This is a genomic window from Syntrophomonas wolfei subsp. methylbutyratica (genome assembly GCF_001570625.1).
GTDB lineage: Bacteria > Bacillota > Syntrophomonadia > Syntrophomonadales > Syntrophomonadaceae > Syntrophomonas > Syntrophomonas methylbutyratica.
The window spans coordinates 46,323-70,812 of sequence record NZ_BBQT01000006.1; the positions used below are offsets into that span (position 1 = coordinate 46,323).

The following is a 24,490-nucleotide window of genomic DNA, read 5'->3' on the forward strand; positions in this document are numbered from 1 at the left end:
GGCTCAAGGGGTACCGCGCCAATCTCCCGTCCATGGGAGGCAACCTTAATAGTGACACCCGTAGGGTGGAACACTAGGCGTACCCGAAGGGTGAAGGGTGAAGCATCCATGCTTCGCCAACGCTCGCTTTGCATATTTATGCAACCCCATGCAACAAAAAGGATTTTTTGCAGTAGAGTCAATATTAAATATAGCAGCTAAATTTCCTACTGACGCCTTCCGCCTTCCGCCTTCCGTCTTCCGTCTTCCGCCCTCATATAAGCTCCTGGCAACGTACCCGGGCCCAGGCATCAGCTGCCAGTATGCTGTCCAGGTCAGGCTGTTTCACTATATCATGCATTTCCATAACTCTTTCCACCAGGAGAGGGATGCGGGTAAAGTCAATCCTTCTTTGCCTAAAGGAGTTTACCGCCACCTCATTAGCCGCATTCAGCACGGCCGGCATGGTACCTCCCGCTTTACCCGCTTCATAAGCCAGAGCCAGAGCGGGAAAAGCCTGGGTATCCGGGCGGCCAAAATGAATAGCCCCCAGCGTTCTGAAATCCAGCCTTTCTACCGGAGACTCGATTCGCTCCGGATAAGTTAAAGCATACTGTATAGGTATTCTCATATCGGGCCTTCCCAGGTGGGCCAGGAATGCTCCATCCTGCAGTTCCACCATGGAATGGATGATGCTCTCGGCTTGAAGCAGGACTTCAATTTCATTATACCCCACTCCAAACAGATGATGTGCCTCAATAACCTCCAGTCCCTTGTTCATCAGGGTAGCGGAGTCTATGGTTATTTTAGGTCCCATGGACCAGTTGGGATGCTGCAAGGCCATCTCTAAATTAACCGCCTTCAGCTGTTCCCGGGTAAAATCCCGGAAAGGACCGCCGGAAGCGGTAAGCCAAATCCGCTGCAGATGCCGGGCTTCACCCGCCAGGCACTGGAATATGGCTGAATGTTCGCTGTCAACCGGAATAATTAAAGCTCCCTGCTGTCGTGCTTCTTGCATTACAATATCCCCGGCTGCTACCAGGGTTTCCTTATTGGCCAGAGCTACCCTTTTCCGAACCTTAATGGCCGCCAGGGTAGGCAAAATACCTATGGCTCCGCTCAAGGCTGCCAGCACAATATCCGCTTCAGGCAGGCTGGCTAATTCGCACAATCCCTCCACCCCGGGCAGAGCTTTTTTAACTCCGCTGCCACCCAGCTCTCCAAGCTTTTTTATGCTTTCTTTATCAGCCAAAGAAATATATTCCGGCCGGTAGAGTTCGATCTGTTCCCGCAAGAGCTCAACTTCATCCTTGGCCGCCAGGCCCAGTACTCTGAACGAATCAGAGTGCATGCGGATTACATCCAGGGCTTGTCTGCCAATGGAGCCGGTGGAGCCAAGAATAATTACATTGGACTTTTTCTTGTTCATTTTATCATTTCCTCCAGTTAAGACTGTCAAATAAACCCGCCCGGTAACTGGCAATAAATATCACCAGCAGAACCGGTCCCATTATCATCCCGGTAAGCCCGCCCAGTTGCAAACCGGCATAAAGCGATATCAAGGTAGCCAGGGGATGCAAACCGATATTATCTCCCACGATCTTGGGTTCGAGAAACTGCCTGACTACTGAAATCAAAAGGTAGACAATCAGGAGGCTTATCCCCAAATGCAAATCTCCCGCCACAAAATGCCATATAATCCAGGGAATAAAAAAGGCGCCCGGTCCCAGCACCGGAAGAATATCCAATAGACCTACGATTATACCAATGGTAATTACATAATCGAAGCCCAGCACCCGTAAAGCCACCATAGTAACGATGGTGGTAACCGATATAAGTATGCCGTAAGCTTTGACAAACCCTACCAGAACCCGGAATAGTTCGGCAAAAACTTCCCGGGTCTTGGAACGAACAGTACCGGGAATCCATTGCATGACGAAACTTCTTATCAGAGCCCGGTCTTTGATAATAAAGAAGGTAGCAACGGTGGCAATCATCAAAAAAACCAGTATGCCTGGCAGCATGGCCAAGCCATGAATCAATCCATTGATGCTCTTTTCCATCAGACTGCTTACCAGCTTTATCCCGTTCTCCATATTCTGCTGCAGGGCATTTTGCGCCTGGGGGGAGAGATTAAGACCCAGGTAGAAGAGCTTCAAATCACTGATTGCAGCCATAAAGCTAGCCGTGATTTGATCCGAATAACGCAGAACCTGGGGATAGAGGCGAGACATATCATTTATTATCCGGGAAACCAGTAAAGACAAGAGGGTAAAAAAACCTCCCACTACCAGCAGCAGGCTAATTACTACCGACCAATTCCGGTTTAAATGGGCCTTTTTTTCAAAGAAAATTACCACCGGTTCAATGATTACCGCTAGCAGGATGGCAAAAATAAAGGGTAAAAACAGGACGGGAAGATGAGCCAGGATTTTTCCGGTCAGGGGAAAGACATAATGAAACAAAAGGTAAATGGCCAGCAGCACCATTACCGCAATAGTCGTCTTGCTCAATATTTTTAAGTATTTCTGTAATTCCGGATCCAAGCGCATTAACTCCTTAAAGCATATTTGATGTCACTGCAAAAAGTTATAAATATGCATTAGCTTGCATAAATATACCGCTCGCAGTCTTCGCATGGGCAACACCTGCGGCTTGTCTCGTGGCTCAAGGGGTGCCGCGCTAATCTCCCATCCTGGTCAGTAGCGCTCTCGCGACGTCCTGTCGCTCGCCCCCTTTCGCCTGCTCGCCTTCGCCGGGTGTTGCATCCATGCTTCGCCAACGCTCGCTTTGTATATTTATGCAACCCTCATGCAACAAAAGGGGTTTTTGCAGTAGAGTCAACTTTCCTTCTGCCAAAACACTTATCCCCAGTAGACAAAGAAATAATAAACCACCGGCACTACCAGTAGAAAAGCGTCAAAACGGTCCAAGACACCCCCGTGGCCAGGAATTATCTTTCCGGTATCCTTAACCGCAGAGTATCTTTTGATACCGGAAATAAACAAGTCCCCGCACTGAGCCAGGATACTTGCTGCTACCCCCAGTAAAACTACCGGGCTAATTCCCAGCTGCCCCAGATCCAATAGTTTAAAAAACGCCAGGGAAACTAACAGCGATAATAATAGGGAGCCTGCTGCTCCTTCCCAGCTCTTTCCGGGGCTTAGCAGGGGAGACATTTTATGTTTGCCCCAAACAGAGCCAAAAAGGTAACCACCTACGTCACTGGCCCAGGTTAGAAGAAAGGCCAGGAGTATTATTAAAAAAGGCTGTGACAGGTCTGCAATCTGGATAGCGTAAGACAGCAAAAAACCAATATAGGAAGAACCCAATAGGGTCCAGGCCAGATCCAGCGGTAAAAAACGTGGATAGCCCAGTACAAAATACAGCAATGTCATCACCAAAAAGAGGTAAATACCCGGAAGCGTGTATTGGGGATAATCCGCTCCTAGCAATAAAATTAAGAGCAAGAAATAACCGGGCAGTTGGAGAACCTTATGTCCCCTGTTTATAATCATACGATTGAACTCAAAAAGTCCCATAATGGCCAGCAAAACAAAGAAGCCTTTCCAGTACCATCCACCCTGGTATAAGATGGCAAGTAACAAGGGAATCCCGACAAACGAAGTTATCAGCCTGGTTTTAAACATTTTCCTCCCCCTGTTGGCTTCTACTCAACCCGCCAAAACGTCTCTCTCTATGCTGGTAATCCCAAATAGCCTGCATAAGGTGCTCCCGAGAAAAGTCCGGCCACAGGCAATCAGTAACCCAGAGCTCAGTATAGGCTATCTGCCAGAGGAGAAAATTGCTTATTCGCATTTCTCCCGCTGTCCTTATTAATAAGTCCGGATCGGGCATCCCAGCAGTGGTTAAACAAGCAGCAAAGCTTTCCTCGGAAATCTCTTCCAGGCTTATTTCCCCAGCCAATAACCCGCTTGCCAGCTTCTTAACCGCAGCTATGATCTCGGCGCGGGAACCATAGTTCAGGGCAATATTAAACTTTAAGCCCTTATTATATCGGGTATTCTCCAGCGCTTCCGCTATTTCCAGCCGGCATTGATGGGGCAAAGAATTATAGTCCCCTAATACATTAATACGAACCGCATTGGCATGTAATTCATCCAATTCCCGGTGAAGGTATTCTACCAGCAGCTTCATGAGATAGTCAACTTCCTGCAGGGGCCTTTTCCAATTCTCCGTAGAAAAAGCAAAGACGGTTAGAGCAGATACGCCAAGATCTGAACAGGCCCGCACCACTTCCTTCAGGGAACTCATACCGGCCCGGTGACCCATGGTTCTGGGCATAAGACGTTTACTGGCCCAGCGCCCATTTCCATCCATGATTATAGCTATATGCTGCGGTAGATTGTTCCGATCGATAGATTCTTCCAGTTTCGCCTTTTTATTTACGGCCATCTGCTTTCACCCTAAACTAAAAACCCCCGTCAGGGGGTATTGCATGCTAGTAATATTATAACCATAGCCAGGAAAATGCGAAAGAAAAATCTAGACTTCCATTATTTCTTTCTCTTTACCCTGTAAAACGCTATCTATTTCCTTAATCTGTCGATCTGTTTCCTTTTGGATATCATCCATGCCCTTTTTATTCTCATCTTCGGAAATAAGCTTTTCCTTTTCGCCGTTCTTCAAGAGTTCGTTGGCATCCCGACGAATATTTCTTACCGCGACCCGGGCTTCTTCCGCTCTTTTCCGCAGCACCTTGACCAGTTCCTTTCTTCTTTCTTCGGTCAACTGGGGGATGGCCAGCCGTATTACGTTGCCATCATTGGATGGATTTATTCCCAGATCGGATTTCATAATAGCTTTTTCAATAGAAGCAATGATGGTCTTATCCCAGGGCTGTATCACCAGCAATCGTGCTTCAGGTACGGTTATATTGGCCAGCTGATTAATGGGAGTAGGCTGCCCGTAGTAATCAACCATAATCTTTTCCAGCATGGCCGGATTGGCTCTGCCGGCTCTTAACGATGCCAGGTCTTTTCTCAGGTGTTCAATGGTTTTTTTCATTCTCTCTTCCGTATCGCTTAAAATGTCCTTAATCATTATATTACCTCCCTACATAGGTTCCTATATCTTCGCCCATTACTGCCTTTAATATATTACCCTCCCGGGTCAAATCAAAAACAATTATGGGAATCCCGTTATCCATGCACAGGGATGCCGCAGTGGAGTCCATAACCCCCAATCCCCGGCTTAGCACATCTATGTAATTCAGGCGGTCAAATTTTTGGGCCGTAGGATTCCTGATCGGGTCCGCATCATAGACCCCATCCACTTTTTTAGCCATAAGTATAACTTCAGCTTCAATTTCGGCTGATCTCAGAGCCGCGGCAGTATCCGTAGAAAAATAAGGATTACCGGTTCCAGCGGCGAAAATGGTTACCCGCCCCTTTTCCAAGTGACGAATAGCCCGGCGCCGGATATAGGGCTCACAGACTTCTTTCATTTCAATGGCTGACATTACCCGGGTTCCCATACCTTCCTGTTCCAGGGCATCCTGCAGGGCCAGGGCGTTGATTACCGTGGCCAGCATCCCCATATAATCCGCTGTAGCCCGATCCATACCCTTGGCGCTGCCAGCTACACCACGCCAAATATTGCCTCCCCCAACAACAATAGCAACTTGTACTCCCTGCCGAACCACTTCCACCACCTGCCGGGCGATGGAGTTCAATACTTCATTATCAATACCGTAAGTATTATGGCCGGCCAGTGCTTCCCCGCTGAGTTTTAAAACTACACGTTTATACTTGGGCTTTTGCAAGTGATTACCTCCCGGACTGCTCCTAAAAGCAGAATCTAAAACATAATTATCGGAGTTACCAGGTATTAGTATATTGCCCTTTATTTTAACTGGGACATAACCTCACTGGCAAAATCACAGCTCTCTTTTTCAATTCCTTCGCCCACTTCGTAACGAGCAAACCTTCTTATGGTTATGTTCTCACCCATTCGGGCTATATTTTCATTTATCAGCTCCTGAACGCTTTTATCAAGATCCTTTATAAAGGCTTGCTCCAATAAGCAGCGCTCTTTGAAAAACTTTTCTACCCGGCCTTCCACCATTTTTTCGATAACTTTTTCCGGTTTTCCCTCTTCCAAGGCCTGAGCTTTCAAGACTTCCTTTTCCCGGTCAATAACCTCCTGGGGTACCTTCTCGCGATTCAGGAATTCCGGGTTGGAAGCAGCTACCTGCATGGCAATATCATAAGCCAGTTGCTTAAAATCATTGGTTTTCGCTACAAAGTCGGTTTCGCAATTCACTTCCACCAGAACCCCTATCCGGCCACCACCATGTATATAGGAAGTTACCACCCCTTCACTGGCTACTCGTCCAGCTTTTTTAGCGGCCTTGGCCAGGCCCTTGGTTCTCAATTCATCAATTGCCTTTTCGATATCACCATTGGTCTCGACCAGGGCCCTTTTACAGTCCATCATGCCGACACCAGTTCGTTCCCGGAGCTCTTTAACCATTTCAGCTGTAATCACATTATAACCTCCTTAATTTTTTGCACGAAAAAGGGGGCGTATTAAACCAGCACCCCCCTTTCCCCTTTATGCCGTAATCTGTTCCCCTTGTTTACCCTCCAATACCGCATCGGCTATTCTGGAGGAGATTAATTTCACCGCTCGTATGGCATCATCATTTCCCGGTATAACATAGTCAATTTCATCCGGATCACAGTTGGTATCCACAATAGCTACCACAGGAATATTAAGCTTGCGGGCTTCCGCTACCGCTATCCTTTCCTTACGGGGATCAACTACAAAAACTGCTCCCGGCAGTTTGTCCATTTCTTTAATCCCGCCCAGGAACCTTTCCAGGCGCTCTCTTTCGTTCAGCAGCCGGGCTACTTCTTTTTTGCTTAAAACCTCAAAAGCCCCCTCGGCTTCCTGTTTTTCCAGTTCCTTAAGACGAAGAACCCGCATTTTTATGGTTTTATAATTGGTTAACATCCCTCCCAGCCAGCGCTGGTTAACAAAATACATACCACATCTGCTTGCTTCTTCTCTAATCGTCTCCTGGGCTTGTTTCTTAGTACCGACAAAGAGAACCCCTTTTCCTGCTGCGGCCACGCTCTTGACAAATTCATAAGCGGCATCAAACTTCTTTACTGTCTGTTGCAGGTCGATAATATAGATGCCATTTCTCTCCATATAGATATAGGTTGCCATCTTGGGATTCCACCGGCGGGTCTGGTGTCCGAAGTGTACTCCTGCCTCCAGGAGTTGCTTCATAGTTACTACTGACAAAAATATGCACATCCTTTCAGTTTTTCCTCCGCCGTCTCATCCTTCATGAAGACTATTATTAGCACCTTTCAAGAAGTCCACTGGCGTGTGTATTTTCCAAAAGATAATATATCACAAATTTATATTGATTGGCAAGTTGGGGGAATCAAAGATAAGTAAAAAATACCGACGACTTCTTATACTATATTACTGATTTTTTCCGAGTCAGGTTAAGTATCAATTCCACTTCTCCTTGACCCCGTTCCAGCAACTGGGCTATTTCTTTGACATTATAGCCCTTTTCATGCAGGCTGCGTACTGCCAGGTAGGGATGGGCAGTCCTGAGCTCATCCAGGGAAAACCCGAGCCAAGGCAACTCTTCCCTGGTAGTAGTTTCTTCTTCAGATAATAAAGCTTTCTCCATAAAGGAATCAGGTAAAGAGATAGGATCATCTCTCCATAAAATCTGGTCTTTGATAATCTCTGCTGTTTCCCGACTTATCCGGTTCATGTGATGGAAATAAGTATATCCCATATCCTTAAGAAGATGAATCAATTCTTTACTATCCATCTCCAATTCCCGGGCCAGTTCGTAAAGCCTTACTTTTGACGCACTTCCCGGCTTTTCGCCCGGCGGGAGATGAGGAGAAATCGTTTCCTCTTCCATTTCCTGAATAGCAAGCAAATCGTCTTTTCGGGAAGAACTGTAGTTAACACCGCTGGCTTCTGTATCCAGGCGCTCAACTATCAACTCGGAAATACTCAGGCTATTTTCCATCATTTTTTCCAGTTCATCTCTTATACAGCCGGCTTCCAGCACGGTTTGCTTTAATTCCTGGGAGTAATTACTCATATGAGACTTTTGTATAAAAAAAATAAAGATAAGTAAGATCGCCAGAACCAGGGCTACCAATAGTGAATAACTTGTTATGGGATTCACCTTCTTCAAACAATAATATCCAGCTCATTGCCGCGCATGTCAGGCCGTATATCCGTCTTATCTCTATTCGCCATCTTTTCGCTTTTTCCTTTTTTGGCCTGCTTCTTTTTCCCTGATTCCTCCTTTTCCTGTTTTTCATGTACATAAGTTCGTTCATTTCTTAACATCTGGTTTACCGTTTTGACGTTTTTATCTGTCTGCTGGCTAATCTGCTGTGCGAATTCCTGCTGCCTGCTATTGTTCTCCAATTGCTGGCTTTGTTGTATCCGGGCTACATCACCAACCTTCTGAATGAGGACTTGCATATCAACACTTCTAATGGTCATTCTATCATCCTCCTCAGGCCTAACGCAGCGATGTTAACTTTACCTCCCCCTGATCCGAAACAAAGGCGGCGAATTTTACTATATCATTAACAATATACATGGATTGCCCTATGCTTATTCGTACTCCGGGGTATACTGTCTCCAATACTTTAATTCTGGCCATACTGCCCTTTTCAAATTCCTCTTCCAGATATATTATCCTCTCTTCTATCCCGGCTATTTCCTGGCGCAATTTTTTAAAGTCTTCCAACATCTTTAACAAAGTCCTTCGTTTGTTTTCAGTAAGACTATCCGGAGATACCCCACTCCTCTGAAAAATCTGCAGGTTATTGCTGAGGTTGTCGAACAGCTTTTTCTTTTCCGTCTTTTGCTTGACCAGATTCTGGTACTCGCTCCTGAACAAGGGATTAATTCCTACCTCCACAATGGTTTGAGTAGCCAACTGAGATCCTAAAACTTTGGATTCGATTTCTTGAAAAGCCTGAATGCAGCCACCAACAATCAGGGCTTTTCTATCGCTAACCCGAACACTCCCGCCAGCCTTTACGAAGGACTGCATTATGGCATCTTTTACGATTACATCTTTTCCTGCTTCTACCCGGGAATTCTCAATAAAACGGGCATAGATATTCTCCCCGGCTTTTACCAGGCTCTTAAGTCCCCCGGCAATGCCCCCTTTAACCACAATACTTCCCGTGGCCGTGACATCCGCACCCTCAATAAAGCCATTTATTTCTATATCTCCTTCGGCCTTGACCTTAAAACCGGAATTCACCATTCCACTTATTAAGACGTTGCCGATAAAATCAATATCTCCCGTTGAATAATCTATGTTTCCATTTATATGTAGTACCGGGTCGACTACGACTTTGTTATCCATTATGGTGACATGCCCGTCAGCAGCTGCATAGAGGAATCTCTCTTCGTTATCTGCCACCGTGTTTTTACCCCGGGGCAAGCGCAGTTCTTTAGGTTTTTTAGGGGGAATCTGATTCCCCAAAACATTAGTCCCGGGTTCCCCTTCAATGGCCGGAATCCGCTCAACCAGCAAAGTACCCCTTTTAACATTGTAAATCAAACCTAAATCATGATAGTCAACATTACCTTTATCATCTACTTTAGGACCAATCCTTTCTTTGGGCAAGGGGAATTTAAAAATAATAGAGGCATTAACACCATCTACCGGTGCCACACCTTCAGCTATCAATATATCTCGGCGCCAGTTCTCTGCTAGCACAGCTTGCTGGAGAGCCTCTTCCTTTATTCCGTATACTACTCCTTTCTCCGCCAGCACTTTTCTCACTTGTTCCAGGGAGCAGGGCACTCCTCCCTCCTCAGGACCGGTAACTTCAACGAAGGCCCGCATCATATCCTTGTCAACGCTGACATTTACTTGACCATCTATTCTCGGTTCCTCTGCCATAATTGTTCACCATCCCCTTATATTACCAGGTTTTTCTTTTTGCTCAGGCTTCCCCTTAACCTAAGTATGGCCTTGGTATGCAACTGGGATATCCGTGATTCCGATAGGCTAATGGTAGCACCTATCTCCTTCAGAGTTAATCCTTCATAATAGTATAAATAGACCACCATCTTTTCTTTATCCGGCAAACGGGAAATAGCTTTAGCCAGTAAATCCTTAACCTCATTGAATTCCACTATTTCCGATGCACTTATACTGTTATGGTCTTCCAACAAATCCAGCATGCGTTTTTTCTTTTGCTCTCCATCTTCACCCGGCAAAAAATCATCTAAAGATATTATCGTAGTTGCAGCTACATCCCTTAAGAGTAGTGCGAATTCACCTGGATTCAGTCCTAACTCTTCGGCCACCTCCGCATCACTGGCTGATCGTCCCAACCTGGCTTCGACATTTATATAGGCCTTTTCCAGTTCCTTGCTTTTCTGCCGCAGAGAAACGGGAATCCAATCCATGGAGCGCAAACCGTCTATCATTGAACCCCTTATACGAGTGATGGCATAGGTTTCAAACTTGATATTCCGTTTATGGTCAAATTTTTCAATGGCATCTATTAAACCTTCAATTCCATAAGAAATCAGCTCGTCCAATTCCACCAGCGAGGAAAGATGAATAGCCAGCCGGCTGGCTACATACTTTACCAGGTGGGCAAAATGAATTATCAGCTGGTCCCTGGCCTCTATGTCCTCATTCTCTTTTAATTGAATCCATAATGTAGCGAGATCAGGCTTCAAATCGGGTTTCATCTAAATAATTCTCTCCCCATGTCCAATGGTCTTCACCAGCAAATCTCCGGTTTCGGGATCGAAAATAATAGTGCGGCCATAGTTGCCGCCCGTATCACTGGAAAGCAGCTTGATTCTATGGAGCTGCAGGTTTTCCTTTACCGCTACGCTGTTGCGCTCTCCGATTTTCATGATGTCGCTCTCCCCGGAAAACTTGAACATCTGCGCGCCTCCCGCTATTTTAGCCAGGAGACGCGAGGCCTGGGCACCGTTTTTTTCCATTTCTCTGATGGCCAATTTTATCCCGGTATCGGCAAACTTGGCTTCGTTGCTGGCATTTTTGGCCTGACTGCTGGAGGGCAGCATTATATGGGTCAGGCTTCCCAGTTTAATAACTTTATCGTAAAGACATATACCGATACAGGACCCCAATCCAGCGGTTATCAATTTATCTGGTGCTGTAGCCATCTTATAGTCAGCCATACCGACTTGTATGATTTTGCTCATTATAGACTCACCCCAAGCGATGCTAGAATAACATCCAAAGAACCCGGCTCAGGCAACAGAAAGAAATGACCTACTATTTCCTGTTCGTCCCTCTTAAACTCTGTTTCCAGGACTAAAACATGGTCAGCCACAGCTCCAAATTGAGCCAATACTGCATTCAAAATCGCCCCTGCCATATCAATACCCAGAGCCGGTACTGAAGGACGAAAGTCCAATTGGGTAAACACGGCCAGGGCGTTTAGATAGGTAGCACAGATGATATTGCCCAGTTCCATAAGAGCAGAGAAATCCATATCGGAAAGATTGGTGGGATCAGTCTTTCCCCACTCTTTTCCCATCAGCATATCCACCAGCAAACAGGCTTTGTCCACCGGGAGGAGAAAGAGAATGCTGGCAGGAGCGGAGCCGGTGGCAACCAGGAAAAGACCGACTACATGAAGGTCAGCTCCGCCTACCAGAGCAGGCACCTCGGCAAAAGGCAAAATATTGACCTGGGGGACATTCATGTCTATCTTGGCATTTAGCAACTGAGCCAGGGCTGTAGCCGCATTTCCCGAGCCAATATTGCCAATCTCCCTGAGAATATCCAGCTGCATACCGGAAAGCTCACTGAAATCGTATACCAATTATCTTCACCTAACTCCCTTTATTGATTACTCTGTCAACATATGAATACTACTTTCATATGGCAAATCCTTTATTCGATAATCTTTTGCAAATCCAGCAAAAGAAACAGTCTATTATCTACCCGGGCAATTCCCTTGATAAAATCCGAACTCATTGAACTATAGACCTTATCCGTTTCTTCTATATTATTACTGTTCAAGGCTAGAACCTCAGACACTTCATCTACAATAATTCCCGCTTTAAAATCATCAAAGTGAAAGACCACAATGCGTTTATCCTCTTCTTCCCCGGCAGATTCAATATTGAAACGCCGGTGCAGGTTAATTATAGGAACAATGTTGCCCCTGAGGTTTACCACCCCTTCAATATGCCTGGCGCTCCGGGGTACTCTGGTAATACTTAAAAGGCGGACAATCTCCTGTACATGCAAAATATCTACGGCATATTCTTCTTTTCCCAGCCGGAAAGCCACTACCTGGATACCATCATCGCCACTCAATTCTTCTTCACCTGGCAGATTTACCATCTTATCCACGATTTACACCTCCGATTAAAAAAGGGTGGCTACATCGATGATGAGCCTTACGAAACCATCACCAGCCACAATTGCTCCTGCAATGCCGGGTATGCCGGCTAGCATTTTACCCAGGGATTTGATTACTATTTCCTGCTGTCCTATCAGGGTATCAACCACCAGGCCGATTTGCCGTTCTCCTTTACGTACTATTACCACATACATTTCATCTTCGTTGGCAGCTGCTTCACCTGGTATTTCCAAAAGGCTGGCCAGCCGGAATAATGGCAATACATTTCCTCTGAGTACGATGACTTCCTGGTTTTGTACCATTTTAATGTCTTCATTATTAATCATAGTGGTTTCATCCACTGAACCCAGAGGTATGGCATAGATTTCATCACGAACGGAAATCATCAAGGCTTGAATAATGGCCAGAGTTAAGGGCAATTTAATCCTGAACCGGGTTCCCTGATCCGGCCGGGAATCAACAAATATTTCCCCGGAGAGAGACTCCATCTTAGTTTTTACTACATCGAGCCCCACTCCTCGCCCTGAAACATCGGTAATATTCTCGGTGGTGCTAAAGCCCGGATTAAAGAGGATTTGAATAGCCTCCTCGGGGCTCATCACTTCCGCTTCTTTGGTGCTTAGAATTCCTTTTTCCACCGCTTTTCCCAGTGTTCTTTTGATATTAATTCCCGCCCCGTCATCTTCGACCTCAATATATACGTTGTTTCCCTCATGCCGGGCGCGCAGAATTACGGTGGCTTTCTGCGGCTTTCCTCTTTTCAAGCGATCTTGAGGCGACTCAATACCATGGTCAACGGCATTTCTCAACAGGTGCACCAGAGGATCCCCGATTTCATCAATAACGGTACGATCCAGTTCCGTTTCTTTGCCCTCGATGAGAAAATCGACTTCTTTATTCAACTCCTTGGCCAGGTCTCTTACCATCCGGGGAAAACGGTTAAATACCTGTTCAACCGGAACCATACGTACTTTCATGACCACTGACTGGAGATCACCGCTAATCCGGTCAATCTGTTCAATGGTCTCATTGAGCTCATCGATTTTGCTGCTCGCTCCGATTTGTTCCAGGCGTCCCTTGTGCATAACCAGTTCGCCTACCAAATTCATCAATATGTCCAATCGATCAATGTCAACCCGGACGGTCTGTTTGACTTTGTGCCCTTTTGGCATTTCCTTGCTTTCCTTAACCGCGTCCTGACTATCGCCGAGTAGATCATCGTTGGTCTCTGTTCGATTGCCTGGGCTCAATGAAGCCAGGTCGATTTCTTTGATTTCCCTTACTTTGATTTCAGAAATAGCATTAACACGCTTTTCCAATTCCTTAATGGGTGAAGCAGTAATTACCAGCAGTTCGATTTCCTCCTCAAAATTTCCTTCTTCAAGGTCCGAGGCCGGAGGTTGAGATTTTATGATTTCGCTATCTTCTTCCAGGGCTTTAAAAACCATAAAAGCACGAACTGATTTCATTAAACAACCGGGATCCACGCAGAGTCTAATATATATACTGGAAAAATTCCTGCTGGCGGCTTCGCGCATAACTGTCATATCATACTGGTTAAACTCAAATGATGAAATATTAGAATGCGCCGGAATAAGGATTTCCTCCCCCTTTAAGTCTTGCCCGTTGCCAGCTGTAGGAGCTGCCATCTGCAAACCACCGCTCTTTATACCTTCCAGAATCATCAACAACTCACTGTTATCTATCTTTCCGGAACCATTGGATTCAATCCGCTCAATAATTAGCTGGAGCCGGTCGAAACATTGGAATAGAATATCCACCACCTGGGGATTTGTCTCCAAAAGTCCTTCTTTCAAATCAGACAGAATATTTTCCATGTGGTGAGTCAGGTCAGCCAAATCTTCAAAACCCATAGTTGAAGACATGCCTTTAAGAGTATGGGCGGCTCGAAATATTTCGTTCAAAGCCGCAATATCACCGGGGTTTTTCTCCCAGTCCAGTAGCTTTTGGTTCAGGCTCTCCAAATGCTCTTTGCTCTCCTCCAAAAAAACGTCCAGATACTGGGACATGTCCTTCTTCATCTCAACCACCTCCATTAAGAAATAGCTTACCAATACGGCCAAGCAATTACAGCATACTTAATACTTCCTCAGTAATTTCTGAAAGGGGAACAATCTTATCCACCAAACCTGTTTCAATTGCCGCTTTGGGCATACCATATACAACACAAGTTGATTGATGTTCCGCAATAATCTTTCCTTTTTTCTCCTTTATAAGCGGCAACGCTGCGCTCCCATCATTACCCATACCCGTCAAAATAACACATACTATATGGGACCAGAATTGCTCAGTTACCGACTTCAACATAATATCAGCCGCCGGGCGCAATCCTCCCCGGGGTTTTGATTGATCCAGCTCTATATAAAGTTCATTCTCAGCTCCCTTTAAGCGAGATTGGGCTTTTAAATGGTAATCGCCGGGGGCTATATAAACGCAACCTGGCAACACTTTTTCTCCTTGTTCGGCCTCTTTAACTTTGAGTTCAGACAATGAATCCAGTCTTTCCGCCAGCGTTCCGGTAAAACCTGGCGGCATATGTTGCACTACCAAAACGGCGGCATCAATACCCGCCGGAAAACGCGGTATGACCTGATGCAGGGCTTTGGGCCCCCCGGTAGAGGCAGCGATTACCACCAGTTTATTTAGCCTTCCCCCCTCATCCGGCAACGATTTTTTGGTTTTCAAGGCCGGGGCAGGAGGGCTTTGGTATAGTTGAAGTTTTCTATTGCTATTTGCCGCCACCTTGAGCTTTTCAATAAACTCCTCTTTAATGTTGCCTATATCCAGGGATATCTGCCCTGATGGCTTGAGGATAAAATCAACCGCACCCAGCTGCAAGGCCTTTAAAGTCTGCTCCGTTTCTTTGCTGTTCAAACCGCTGAACATTATTACCGGAAGAGGTTGGGACTCCATTATCCGGCGCAGAGTTGACAAGCCATCAAGAACCGGCATTTCCATATCCATGACAACTAGATCCGGTTGCAGTTCTTTAATCTTCTCCAGGGCCTCCTGCCCATTACCGGCTTTGCCCACTACCTCAAACTCATCATCGCTATTTATCATATCAGCAATCATCTTGCGCATTAAGGCGGAGTCATCGACCACCAGCACCCTGTTCCTGGGCATATGACAGCCTCCTCTATTCTGTTACTCCTTTTCTAAGCCAATCACGTTGTTTATCAAAAATAAACCTGAATATCCGGTCCCGCTGCCCTTCGTTAATATCGTCATATTCAATGGCATATTTATTGTTGCTTCCTTCTTCACTGGCTTTGTCCAGTATCCTTACTACATGTGCCTGGCAAAATATTGAATCATTATCCGGTAATTTAATTTCGACTTCTATCTTTTGATCCTTCTCCATATCCTGAGAAGACAATAGAAGCATACCCCCGGCACTGATATCGCCGGTAACTCCTTGCAGCAACTCCCCTTTCTCCCCATCAGCCAATAGCAACCTGAAGGCTACGGGAATAGCCACACTAATACGGACATAGGTCCTTTTTTGGTTAATAGCTGTTAAATTCTCCGGTTTATTAACTATTAATACCGGAATATGCCCCCTCCTGCGGGCAGTAATAACTGTAGAGGCAGCAAACATAGTTTTCTTATAGCGCAAAATAATTCTAATCTTTTGACCAACCCTCATGGTGATATACACACCTTTGCGCATGGGCATGGAAATATACCAGTAGTTATCATTTATCTCTTCCAGGCGACTGGGCAGGTATTCCTTTTCATTATTATTTTTTTCCATTTCAATTTCCAGCAGGTGATTAACCTTGATAAGATTCGCTTTCATTGATTAGTTCTCCCTTATATCACTTAACCAAACCGGCAACTTTCTCAATAAAATATCTTATTCCCCCACGTTTTGCTTCCAGGCCCGGGCTTTTATGCCCACTGGCTTCAATCAGGCGATCAGCAATAGTGTTGATATTCCTGGTAGCGGTACTGCGGGGGTAGATCTGGACAAAAGCCTTCTGACGCCTGATCCCTTCTCCAATTAAGGATTCATTTACAATATGACCCAGAGGTTTAATCTCACAGGAGAGGAATTTTTGACAGACCAGTTTAAATTTTTCCGCCACCATTATACCTTCCGAATCATTGGCTACCTTATTGACTACCAGGTATATGTTTCCGATGAAGGAATTTTTAGCTGCATTTTTTACTAAACTATATGCATCAGTTATGGCCGTTGGTTCCGGAGTAGTTATAACGATTATATCTTCGGCGGCCAGGAGAAAGTTTATAACCGTCTTGGAGATACCGGCACCGGTATCGATAATCATATAGTCATATGCACCATCCAGCTTGCGCAATTCTACCAGTATTCTTTTAAGTTCTGTATCCTTAAGATTGGCCAGTTCACTTATGCCTGATCCTCCTGGAATGATTTTTAAACCCTCAGGACCAAATATGGTGATATCCTCCATAGTCTTCTTTTCTTGCAGCAAGTGGTAGATATTGTATTTTGAAACCAGGCCCAGCATAACATCAAGATTAGCCAGGCCCATATCGGCATCCATCAGTATGATCTTCATGCCCCGGGTGCAAAGATTGATACTCAGGTTGAGCGCCAGGGTACTTTTCCCCACTCCGCCTTTGCCGCTGCTAATCACTACTACCCGGCTATGTCTCAAGTCCCGTCTTATCTCCGCCTCTATTTCCTGTTTCAGGTTTAAGGCCATTTCTCTCAATCTATCCGCCTGGTCTCTCATATTGCTCCCCCTTCCCTGAGCAACGCTCGCGCCAGTTCAAGGGTATCAGGCACCTCAATATCATCGGGAACACTTTGCCCCGTAGTTAAATAGGCAATAGGCTTGCGAATATGATAAACAGTATTTAGGATTCTCCCGTAATTGCAACTTTCGTCCAGCTTGGTAAAAATAATTTTATCCACACCAATAAGATTAAACTGCTGGTAAATATTGATTAAATCACTGCTGTCAGTGGTAACGCTCAATACCAAGATTATTTCGTCAGGATTTGCGGCCTCAATAAAGTCCTGCAATTCCTCCATATGTTCGTCTTTATAGGGACTGCGCCCCGCCGTATCCACAAAAATAATGTCTTTTTCTTGATACTGTTTAATGGCTTCTCCCAGGTCCTGGGGATTAAATACTACACTTATGGGTATACCGATTATTTCAGCAAAGGTTCTAAGCTGCTGAGCGGCTGAAACACGATAGGTATCCAGCGTAATCAAGGCTACCTCCTTGCCTTCCAAAAAGCTCATATTGGCGGCTAATTTGGCTATGGTTGTGGTCTTGCCTACACCGGTAGGCCCCACCATAAAAACCAGAGCTCCTTTCTGCTCCCGCTGCAACTCAATGGGTTTAATGTTATTTATGTATTCTTGAACAGTATGCAAACACAAATCCCGTACCCAGAGTTCATCCCCTTTGCTATCCTTTGGTAAACGAGATTCGACCCGGTTGATTATCTTAAGGGCCAGTTCCTTCTCCACCTGGTTGTTTATAAGGGTTTCATAAAAAGCCTGCACCTCTCCGGAAATGCCTTTAATTTGCTCAACTTCATAAATCTTTACTTTCACATCGTTTATAAGGTTTTTCATGGTTTGTAGTTCTTGCAATAATTCGCCCGGTGCGCTTTGAGCTATGGCTTGCGCTCCCGGATTCGCGTCTTGCGGGGAAAAAACGGGTCTATTGGGTTCGGCGGCAGCTGCCGTGGAAGATACTGCCGTGGAAGATACCGGTTTTCTCAAACGGTCACTGTTTACTTGCAAACTTTCATCAACAGCCACCGTTATTTCCACTTGGGGTGAAAAGAGAAAACTAAAAATACCTCCCCTTCTCACCTTGCTGGTATGTAAGATTATGGCATCGCTGCCCATTTCTTTTTTAGCCTGCTTTAAAGCTCCCTTAAAATCATTGGCTATAAATTTTTTAATTATCATGGTGACACCATCCCAATCACTTCAACACTAATCCCCGCATCAATCTCATTATAAGACAGCACCAGCAAATGGGGAATAAAACGCTCCAACAGGCGTTTCAGATACAAACGCAAAACCGGTGCGCACAAAAGCACAGGTGTTATCCCTTTATTGCTTAAATCCTCATAATACAAAGATAACTTATCCACCATCTTTTGTGCAATATCTGGATCAACTGCCAAATAGGAACCGAAGTCACTCTGCTGCACCGAATCCCTTAGTATTCCCTCCAGAGAGGGGTCAAGCGTAAGCACGGTCAACCTGCCCTCTTCGCCGGCATATTGCGTACTGATCTGTCTCTTCAAAGCTTGCCGCACATATTCAGTTAATACATCGCTGTCCTTGGTAATTTTAGCGTAATCAGCCAGAGTTTCCAGGATGCTCACCATATCCCTGATAGCTACCTGTTCTTTGAGCAGATTGGCCAGAACTTTTTGTACATCGCCAATATTCATCAAATCAGGTATTAATTCCTCCACTACTGCAGAATTATGCTCTCTGATAAAGTTTATGGTATTTTGTATCTCCTGTCTTCCCAGCAACTCAAAAGCATGGGTTTTAATAATGGAGGTCAGGTGAGTAGCCAGTACCGATGGTGGATCCACCACCGTATAGCCTTTTAGTTCGGCCTGGTCTTTTGCTGTTGTGTCGATCCAGCGTGCCGGCAGGTTAAACGCCGGCTCGATAGTATCAATACCCAGGAATTCCTGGTCATTTTCTATTCCTGGTCCCATGGCCAGGTAATTATCCAGCAATAATTCTCCTGCGGCAATTTGCGATCCTTTTATTTTTATCACGTAGTTGTTGGGCTTTAATTGCATATTATCCCGGATACGAATGGGAGGCACTACAAAACCCAGCTCTACCGCACATTGTCGCCGAATCATAACAATCCGCTCCAGGAGATCCCCTCCCTGTTCGGCATCAACCAGGGGAATCAGGCCATAGCCCAGTTCCATCTCCATCTTTTCTACCTGCAACAGCTCTACCACATTTTCCGGTTTCTTGATGGCCTCCGCTTCTTCTACTTCCTCCAAATGTTCTTCATCCGCTAATTCGCCGGTAGAATTGCGGAAAAGCAGATAGAGCATGCCAAAAAATGCCGCCAGCGAATACATGGGCCCCCGGGGTAAGCCTATGGTACCCAGGACCAGCAGAATAACCGCGGCCAAACCCATGGCTTTGGGATAGGCAAACAACTGGGTGGTTATTTCTTGTCCCAGGCTTAGCTTGGAGGCGCTCCGGGTTACCACAATTCCGGTAGCCGTTGAAATAAGCAGGGCGGGAATCTGCGTAACCAGCCCATCTCCAACCGTCAGAAGAGTATAAACCTGCAAGGCCTCATCCCAGCTCATGCCTTTCTGGACCATACCTATGATAAAGCCACCAACGATATTGATTATTATAATAATTATCCCCGCAATAGCATCACCCTTGACGAACTTGCTGGCACCATCCATAGCCCCGTAAAAATCAGCTTCCCGCTGAATGTTTTCCCGCCGATTCCTGGCCATGTCCTCATTGATAAGCCCGGCATTCAAATCCGCATCGATAGCCATCTGTTTTCCCGGCATGGCATCCAGGGTGAAGCGGGCGGCAACTTCAGATACCCTCTCCGCTCCCCGGGTAATAACAATAAACTGAATTACCACTAAAATGAGAAAAATAACCATTCCCACTACGGGGTTGCCCCCCACCACAAAATTGCCGAAAGACTGGATTACCTCTCCAGCATAGGCATATAAGAGTACCAGCCGGGTGGAAGATACATTCAGAGATAAACGAAAAAGAGTCATGACCAGCAGTAACGATGGAAATACTGAAAACTCCAGCGGTTCGGTATTGAACATGGAGACCATCAATATTATCAGGGCAAAGCTGATATTAAAGCTCAGCAAGATATCCAGCAGTACTGGCTTCATAGGAATAATCATCATCATAACGATGCTGACTACCAGTATAGCTATCATCAAATCGCTGTGCTTGAACAAGCTATTCATCCATACCCTCGACTCCATAAGCTTATCCTCCCGTCCCTATCTCCAGGGATGACATCATCTATCAGTCTTACACTACTCTTTTCTTCTGCTTGTAGACGAAGGCCAGGACTTCGGCCACGGCCTGGTAGAGTTCCTCTGGCACCAGGTCACCGATTTCCGTATTGTAATAAAGCGTTCTGGCCAGAACAGGATTCTCTACTATTACTACCCCATGGATTCGGGCAATCTCTTTTATTTTTAAAGCCATGAAATCCTTGCCCCGGGCTACCACCGCCGGAGCCTCCATCTTAGACGCCTCATACTTTAATACTACCGCAAAATGAGTCGGGTTGGTTATCACCACATCCGCCCGGGGAACTTCCGCCATCATCCTCTGCATGGCTATATCCCTTTGAATTCGTCTCTGCCGTGATTTCAGCTGCGGATCTCCTTCTGCCTGTTTATATTCCTGCTTGATCTCATATTTGCTCATCTTCAGGGACTTTTCGTGCTCATACCATTGAAAGATATAATCTGCTATCCCTATAATGATAAAGACCAGGCCCACTTTCATCGCCATCTCGAAAACGATACTGCTTAAGACCTGCAGGCCGGCAATCAGCTCCATATCAATAAAACGAGGGAAAAGGATATAATGTTTTCTCATGACTGAATATACTATATATCCGGTGATTATTACCTTGAGCAAGGATTTGCCCAGCTCTACCAGAGCTCGCTTGGAAAAGATCCTTTTAAATCCTTCCACCGGGTTAAGCCTCTCCAGCTTGGGGGTCAGGCTTTCCCCGCTAAAGACGAATCCCACCTGCAGATAGGTAATTAGCAGGGCTACTATGAAAGTAGTCAAAAATATGGGAAGAATCATTTTCCCCATTATAATCACGACCTCGAGCAGCATGAAATATATATAATCATTGGAAAAATCCTGCTGGGTTCTCTCCAATAGGTATAAAACCGTGAAGGACTTTAGATTATTGACCATATAGGGAAAGGCCGCAAAACTGGCTACGGAACCAGCTATAAGGATAATGGCTGAATTAAGGTCATTACTCTTGAATACCTGGCCTTTTTTCCGCGCTTCTTCCCGCCGGCGTGGTGTAGCCTTTTCTGTTTTCTCCCCCATGCCATCATCCGCAAAAAGCTGCAGGTCCATGAGGAAATACCGGTATGGTTCCTCCATAATTCTTTACCCCATAATAAGAATAATTCGATCCAGGTAGCCGAAAAACTCGGCAAAAAGAACATTGTATACCCAGAGATAAATGGGTAAAAGAAAAAGCAGGGTGATCAAGCCCAAAAATATTTTTAGAGGCAGCCCCACTAGAAATACATTCATCTGCGGTACGGTTCTGGCTATAAAACCCATAGCCACATCGCTGGTCAAAATGGCAACCAGCATGGGCGCCGCAATCTTTACCGCTACCACAAAGATATAAGCCCCTACTTCCACCAGCAGTTCCAAGAATCCGCCCGGTAAATGGGCGCCCATAACCGGAACTATGGCATAGCTCTGGGCTATTGCCTGCAAAAGGTAATGATGACCGTCAATAGCCAAAAAACTCAATAAAGCCAGGGCCTGCGTAAAGTTGCCCATTAAGGGAATTTGGGTACCTGACTGCGGGTCAACCACATTAACGATAGAAAAACCCATCAGCATATCCATTAGCTGCCCGGCCAGTTGTATGGTAGCTAGAACCGCATAAATGACAAAGCCAATAGTATAACCGATAAAGATCTCTACCGCCAGAGCCGCAATGAATAAAGCGGGTGTATTGATATTCCGGCTATATTCCACCGGTACAAAATAGGCCAGGGTAGCCGCCAGCATTATAACAATTAAAGCCCTAACCCGCCCCGGCATCATCCTGCTGCTTAATATGGGAGCAGTGATAAAAAGTCCGGACAGGCGGGCCAGCAAAAAGAAAAAGCTTTCCAAAGCATAGGGCATATACCTTTACCGTCCTTTTTAAGCATCGGAAGAAACTGCGGAGCAGTTTCAACACAGTTATATCGAGACAAAACTGGGGATAGCCAGGAAAAGGTCATGGGTAAAAGCAGTAATTACATTGAGCATCCAGGGACCGAATATAATTATCACCAAAAAAACTACAATTATTTTGGGCACAAAGGTCAAGGTCATCTCCTGCAGTTGAGTAGTGGCCTGCAGAATACTAATAAGCAAACCGGTAATCAAAGCAGCCCCCAGAACCGGAGCGGAAAGCAACAGAACCACTAGCAAAGCTTCATTGGCTATTCCCAGAATTATATTCTCGTACAATGCAGATTTCTCCTCCCTGCCGCTTGCCAGGACCTCGCTTCATACCCTCAGAATTATTTAAAACTCAGTATCAAGGATTGTATAACCAGGTTCCAGCCATCAACCAGAACAAAGAGCAATATCTTAAAGGGCAGTGAAATCATCATCGGAGGCAGCATCATCATGCCCATGGACATCAAAGCGCTGGCCACCACCATATCAATTATCAGAAAAGGAATAAAGATAATAAAGCCTATCTGGAAAGCCGTCTTCAATTCACTGATTACGAAAGACGGAATCAAAACATAGTTGGGAATGTCTTTAAAATTATGCGGCCTTTCCATCTTGGACATTTTAACAAAAAGAGCCAGATCCTTTTCCCGGGTTTGTTTAAACATAAAACTACGCAAAGGACTCATCCCTTTTTCAAAGGCTTGCTCCTGGGTAATTTCTCCCTTAAAATAAGGTTGTAAAGCCTTAGAATTGACTTCTTGAAATGTTGGGGCCATGACAAAAAAGGTCAGAAAAAGGGCCATGCCAATCAAGAGTTGGTTAGGGGGCATCTGCTGGGTGGCCAGTGAGGTTCGAATAAAGGCCAGTACTACCATGATCCGGGTAAAAGAGGTTAGCATAATCAATATGGCGGGAGCCAGGGTAAGGACGGTAATAAGTATTATTAGCTGCAAGACTGCTGACAAATCCTGGGGCTCACCTGCCCCTCCGCCAATTTGCAGGTTTAGATTAGGCAACTGCAATGGTTCTGCGGCCACTGAGCCGGGAAAAACCAGCAAAAGCAAGAAAAGCAGAAACAGTATTTTGGTAGAGGATAAGCCCCATATATTAGTCTTTGTTTTCATCACTTCTTTTGCTGCCAAGCCTTTTTTCCTCCATACTCTTATATGAAAGCTGTTCCAATCGCCTGACCTGTTCGCCCATAAGCAGGCTGAAATCTTTCCGATCCGGCTTGGAATTCCTTAACCCCAAAGCGCCTAATTTTTTTTTGAGCTGCGATAAACCAGCCCCGGTCAGCTTATCCCCGGGCGGAATATCTATCTGACTAATCTCTTCGCGGAGTTTAGGGTTGTCTACCTCGAAAAGAAAAGAAATGCTATGATCAGTAACTCCAATAGCATACAGCCTTTCACCAATTTCACATAAGACTATGCCCCGGTTTTGGCCCATAATCACCTCGTCAACCACATGCAACCAGCTTCCCTGCAATTTTCGATCAACTTGTTTTCCGAATATGCGGATCACCGACCAGGCAGCAGCAATAATCAGTCCCAACACCACAATAAGTTTAAGGAAATCCAACCACAGGCTGGAGGAGCGATCGTTACCGGGGAGTTCTTTGTCCAGTTCCTGGTTCAAATCACTCATATTATCAATAGCCCAAACATTCCCAGCCAGCATAGCTATTACAAGCAAGGCCAGGATTGCCAGAGGGAAAATCCTTTTACGCCAGGCAATCATATCTCTTCACTTCCAAACCAGCTAGTTAGACCAATGCTTTGCTTACTGCTTCAATCACTCTTTCCGGTTGAAAAGGTTTTACAATAAAATCTTTGGCCCCTGCCTGTATGGCATCAATTACCATAGCTTGCTGGCCCATGGCACTGCACATTATGATACAAGCTGCGGGATCTACTGCTTTTATCTCTTTAACCGCAATAATACCATCCATTTCCGGCATGGTTATATCCATGGTTACCAGATCCGGTTTCAGTTCCTTGTATTTTTCTATAGCTACAGTACCGTTTTCCGCCTCCCCCACAACCGTATAGCCGTTTTTAGTTAATATGTCTTTTATCATCATCCTCATAAAAGCAGCATCATCAACGATCAATACTCTTTTACCCATGGTAAACCT

Annotated in this window: 27 protein-coding genes; all 27 read right to left on the reverse strand. The window is 45.5% G+C overall.

Going from position 1 to position 24,490, the window contains the following annotated elements; genetic code table 11:
• Positions 1–253: 253 nt before the first annotated feature.
• The 27 genes from AWB54_RS06440 to AWB54_RS06570 all read right to left on the reverse strand — a co-directional run bounded on the left by AWB54_RS06440 (position 254) and on the right by AWB54_RS06570 (position 24,481).
• Positions 254–1,408 carry a 1-deoxy-D-xylulose-5-phosphate reductoisomerase gene (locus tag AWB54_RS06440; protein WP_061213790.1) on the reverse strand — a complete coding sequence of 385 codons (1,155 nt, stop codon included), beginning with the start codon at positions 1,406–1,408 and terminating at the stop codon, positions 254–256.
• A gap of 4 nt (positions 1,409–1,412) precedes the next feature.
• Entirely contained in the window at positions 1,413–2,525 is a 1,113-nt protein-coding gene (ytvI, locus tag AWB54_RS06445) for a sporulation integral membrane protein YtvI (protein ID WP_061213791.1), read from the reverse strand.
• A gap of 318 nt (positions 2,526–2,843) precedes the next feature.
• Positions 2,844–3,629: a phosphatidate cytidylyltransferase gene (locus tag AWB54_RS06450; protein WP_061213792.1), complete on the reverse strand. Its 786-nt coding sequence runs from the start codon at positions 3,627–3,629 to the stop codon at positions 2,844–2,846.
• Positions 3,622–4,395 carry an isoprenyl transferase gene (locus AWB54_RS06455; protein ID WP_061213793.1) on the reverse strand — a complete coding sequence of 258 codons (774 nt, stop codon included), beginning with the start codon at positions 4,393–4,395 and terminating at the stop codon, positions 3,622–3,624. The genes AWB54_RS06450 and AWB54_RS06455 overlap by 8 nt, the downstream gene beginning before the upstream one ends.
• 90 nt (positions 4,396–4,485) lie before the next feature.
• Positions 4,486–5,043 carry a ribosome recycling factor gene (gene frr / locus AWB54_RS06460; protein WP_061213794.1) on the reverse strand — a complete coding sequence of 186 codons (558 nt, stop codon included), beginning with the start codon at positions 5,041–5,043 and terminating at the stop codon, positions 4,486–4,488.
• Between the two features lie 4 nt (positions 5,044–5,047).
• Entirely contained in the window at positions 5,048–5,764 is a 717-nt protein-coding gene (gene pyrH / locus AWB54_RS06465; RefSeq protein ID WP_061213795.1) for a UMP kinase, read from the reverse strand.
• A gap of 80 nt (positions 5,765–5,844) precedes the next feature.
• The gene (gene tsf, locus AWB54_RS06470) at positions 5,845–6,489 is read right to left on the reverse strand and encodes a translation elongation factor Ts (RefSeq protein ID WP_174520059.1); all 645 of its coding nucleotides are present in this window, start codon (positions 6,487–6,489) and stop codon (positions 5,845–5,847) included.
• Positions 6,490–6,555: 66 nt separating this feature from the next.
• On the reverse strand, positions 6,556–7,254 hold the full coding sequence (gene rpsB, locus AWB54_RS06475; RefSeq protein ID WP_061213884.1) for a 30S ribosomal protein S2: 699 nt from the start codon (positions 7,252–7,254) through the stop codon (positions 6,556–6,558).
• A gap of 181 nt (positions 7,255–7,435) precedes the next feature.
• Positions 7,436–8,173 carry a translation initiation factor IF-2 N-terminal domain-containing protein gene (locus tag AWB54_RS06480; protein ID WP_235811117.1) on the reverse strand — a complete coding sequence of 246 codons (738 nt, stop codon included), beginning with the start codon at positions 8,171–8,173 and terminating at the stop codon, positions 7,436–7,438.
• A 5-nt stretch (positions 8,174–8,178) separates the two neighbouring features.
• Positions 8,179–8,499 carry a hypothetical protein gene (locus AWB54_RS06485; RefSeq protein WP_061213797.1) on the reverse strand — a complete coding sequence of 107 codons (321 nt, stop codon included), beginning with the start codon at positions 8,497–8,499 and terminating at the stop codon, positions 8,179–8,181.
• A 19-nt stretch (positions 8,500–8,518) separates the two neighbouring features.
• Positions 8,519–9,922 carry a DUF342 domain-containing protein gene (locus AWB54_RS06490; protein WP_061213798.1) on the reverse strand — a complete coding sequence of 468 codons (1,404 nt, stop codon included), beginning with the start codon at positions 9,920–9,922 and terminating at the stop codon, positions 8,519–8,521.
• Positions 9,923–9,939: 17 nt separating this feature from the next.
• Positions 9,940–10,725: a FliA/WhiG family RNA polymerase sigma factor gene (locus tag AWB54_RS06495; protein ID WP_061213799.1), complete on the reverse strand. Its 786-nt coding sequence runs from the start codon at positions 10,723–10,725 to the stop codon at positions 9,940–9,942.
• The gene (locus AWB54_RS06500) at positions 10,726–11,211 is read right to left on the reverse strand and encodes a chemotaxis protein CheD (RefSeq protein ID WP_061213800.1); all 486 of its coding nucleotides are present in this window, start codon (positions 11,209–11,211) and stop codon (positions 10,726–10,728) included.
• Positions 11,211–11,837: a chemotaxis protein CheC gene (locus AWB54_RS06505; protein WP_201785611.1), complete on the reverse strand. Its 627-nt coding sequence runs from the start codon at positions 11,835–11,837 to the stop codon at positions 11,211–11,213. The genes AWB54_RS06500 and AWB54_RS06505 overlap by 1 nt, the downstream gene beginning before the upstream one ends.
• 71 nt (positions 11,838–11,908) lie before the next feature.
• Complete coding sequence (locus AWB54_RS06510) at positions 11,909–12,364, reverse strand: chemotaxis protein CheW (RefSeq protein ID WP_061213886.1); 456 nt, start codon at positions 12,362–12,364, stop codon at positions 11,909–11,911.
• A 24-nt stretch (positions 12,365–12,388) separates the two neighbouring features.
• Positions 12,389–14,425: a chemotaxis protein CheA gene (locus tag AWB54_RS06515; RefSeq protein WP_061213887.1), complete on the reverse strand. Its 2,037-nt coding sequence runs from the start codon at positions 14,423–14,425 to the stop codon at positions 12,389–12,391.
• Positions 14,426–14,471: 46 nt separating this feature from the next.
• On the reverse strand, positions 14,472–15,530 hold the full coding sequence (locus AWB54_RS06520; protein WP_061213801.1) for a protein-glutamate methylesterase/protein-glutamine glutaminase: 1,059 nt from the start codon (positions 15,528–15,530) through the stop codon (positions 14,472–14,474).
• A gap of 13 nt (positions 15,531–15,543) precedes the next feature.
• On the reverse strand, positions 15,544–16,206 hold the full coding sequence (locus AWB54_RS06525; RefSeq protein ID WP_061213802.1) for a flagellar brake protein: 663 nt from the start codon (positions 16,204–16,206) through the stop codon (positions 15,544–15,546).
• 19 nt (positions 16,207–16,225) lie between these two features.
• On the reverse strand, positions 16,226–17,128 hold the full coding sequence (locus tag AWB54_RS06530) for a MinD/ParA family protein (protein WP_061213803.1): 903 nt from the start codon (positions 17,126–17,128) through the stop codon (positions 16,226–16,228).
• Complete coding sequence (gene flhF / locus AWB54_RS06535; protein ID WP_061213804.1) at positions 17,125–18,327, reverse strand: flagellar biosynthesis protein FlhF; 1,203 nt, start codon at positions 18,325–18,327, stop codon at positions 17,125–17,127. Before flhF ends, AWB54_RS06530 begins: the two co-directional genes overlap by 4 nt.
• Positions 18,324–20,384 (reverse strand): flagellar biosynthesis protein FlhA, encoded by a 2,061-nt coding sequence (gene flhA, locus AWB54_RS06540; RefSeq protein ID WP_061213805.1) that lies wholly within the window; start codon positions 20,382–20,384, stop codon positions 18,324–18,326. Before flhA ends, flhF begins: the two co-directional genes overlap by 4 nt.
• A gap of 49 nt (positions 20,385–20,433) precedes the next feature.
• A complete protein-coding gene (gene flhB, locus AWB54_RS06545; RefSeq protein WP_061213806.1) occupies positions 20,434–21,543 on the reverse strand; it encodes a flagellar biosynthesis protein FlhB in 1,110 nt (369 codons plus the stop codon).
• A gap of 6 nt (positions 21,544–21,549) precedes the next feature.
• Positions 21,550–22,311 (reverse strand): flagellar biosynthetic protein FliR, encoded by a 762-nt coding sequence (gene fliR / locus AWB54_RS06550; protein WP_061213807.1) that lies wholly within the window; start codon positions 22,309–22,311, stop codon positions 21,550–21,552.
• 57 nt (positions 22,312–22,368) lie between these two features.
• The gene (gene fliQ, locus AWB54_RS06555; RefSeq protein ID WP_061213808.1) at positions 22,369–22,641 is read right to left on the reverse strand and encodes a flagellar biosynthesis protein FliQ; all 273 of its coding nucleotides are present in this window, start codon (positions 22,639–22,641) and stop codon (positions 22,369–22,371) included.
• Between the two features lie 53 nt (positions 22,642–22,694).
• Positions 22,695–23,477 (reverse strand): flagellar type III secretion system pore protein FliP, encoded by a 783-nt coding sequence (gene fliP, locus AWB54_RS06560; RefSeq protein WP_061213888.1) that lies wholly within the window; start codon positions 23,475–23,477, stop codon positions 22,695–22,697.
• The gene (locus AWB54_RS06565; RefSeq protein ID WP_061213809.1) at positions 23,461–24,093 is read right to left on the reverse strand and encodes a flagellar biosynthetic protein FliO; all 633 of its coding nucleotides are present in this window, start codon (positions 24,091–24,093) and stop codon (positions 23,461–23,463) included. The genes fliP and AWB54_RS06565 overlap by 17 nt, the downstream gene beginning before the upstream one ends.
• 25 nt (positions 24,094–24,118) lie before the next feature.
• Positions 24,119–24,481, reverse strand: a complete 363-nt coding sequence (locus AWB54_RS06570; RefSeq protein ID WP_061213810.1) for a response regulator — start codon at positions 24,479–24,481, stop codon at positions 24,119–24,121.
• Positions 24,482–24,490 lie beyond the last annotated feature (9 nt).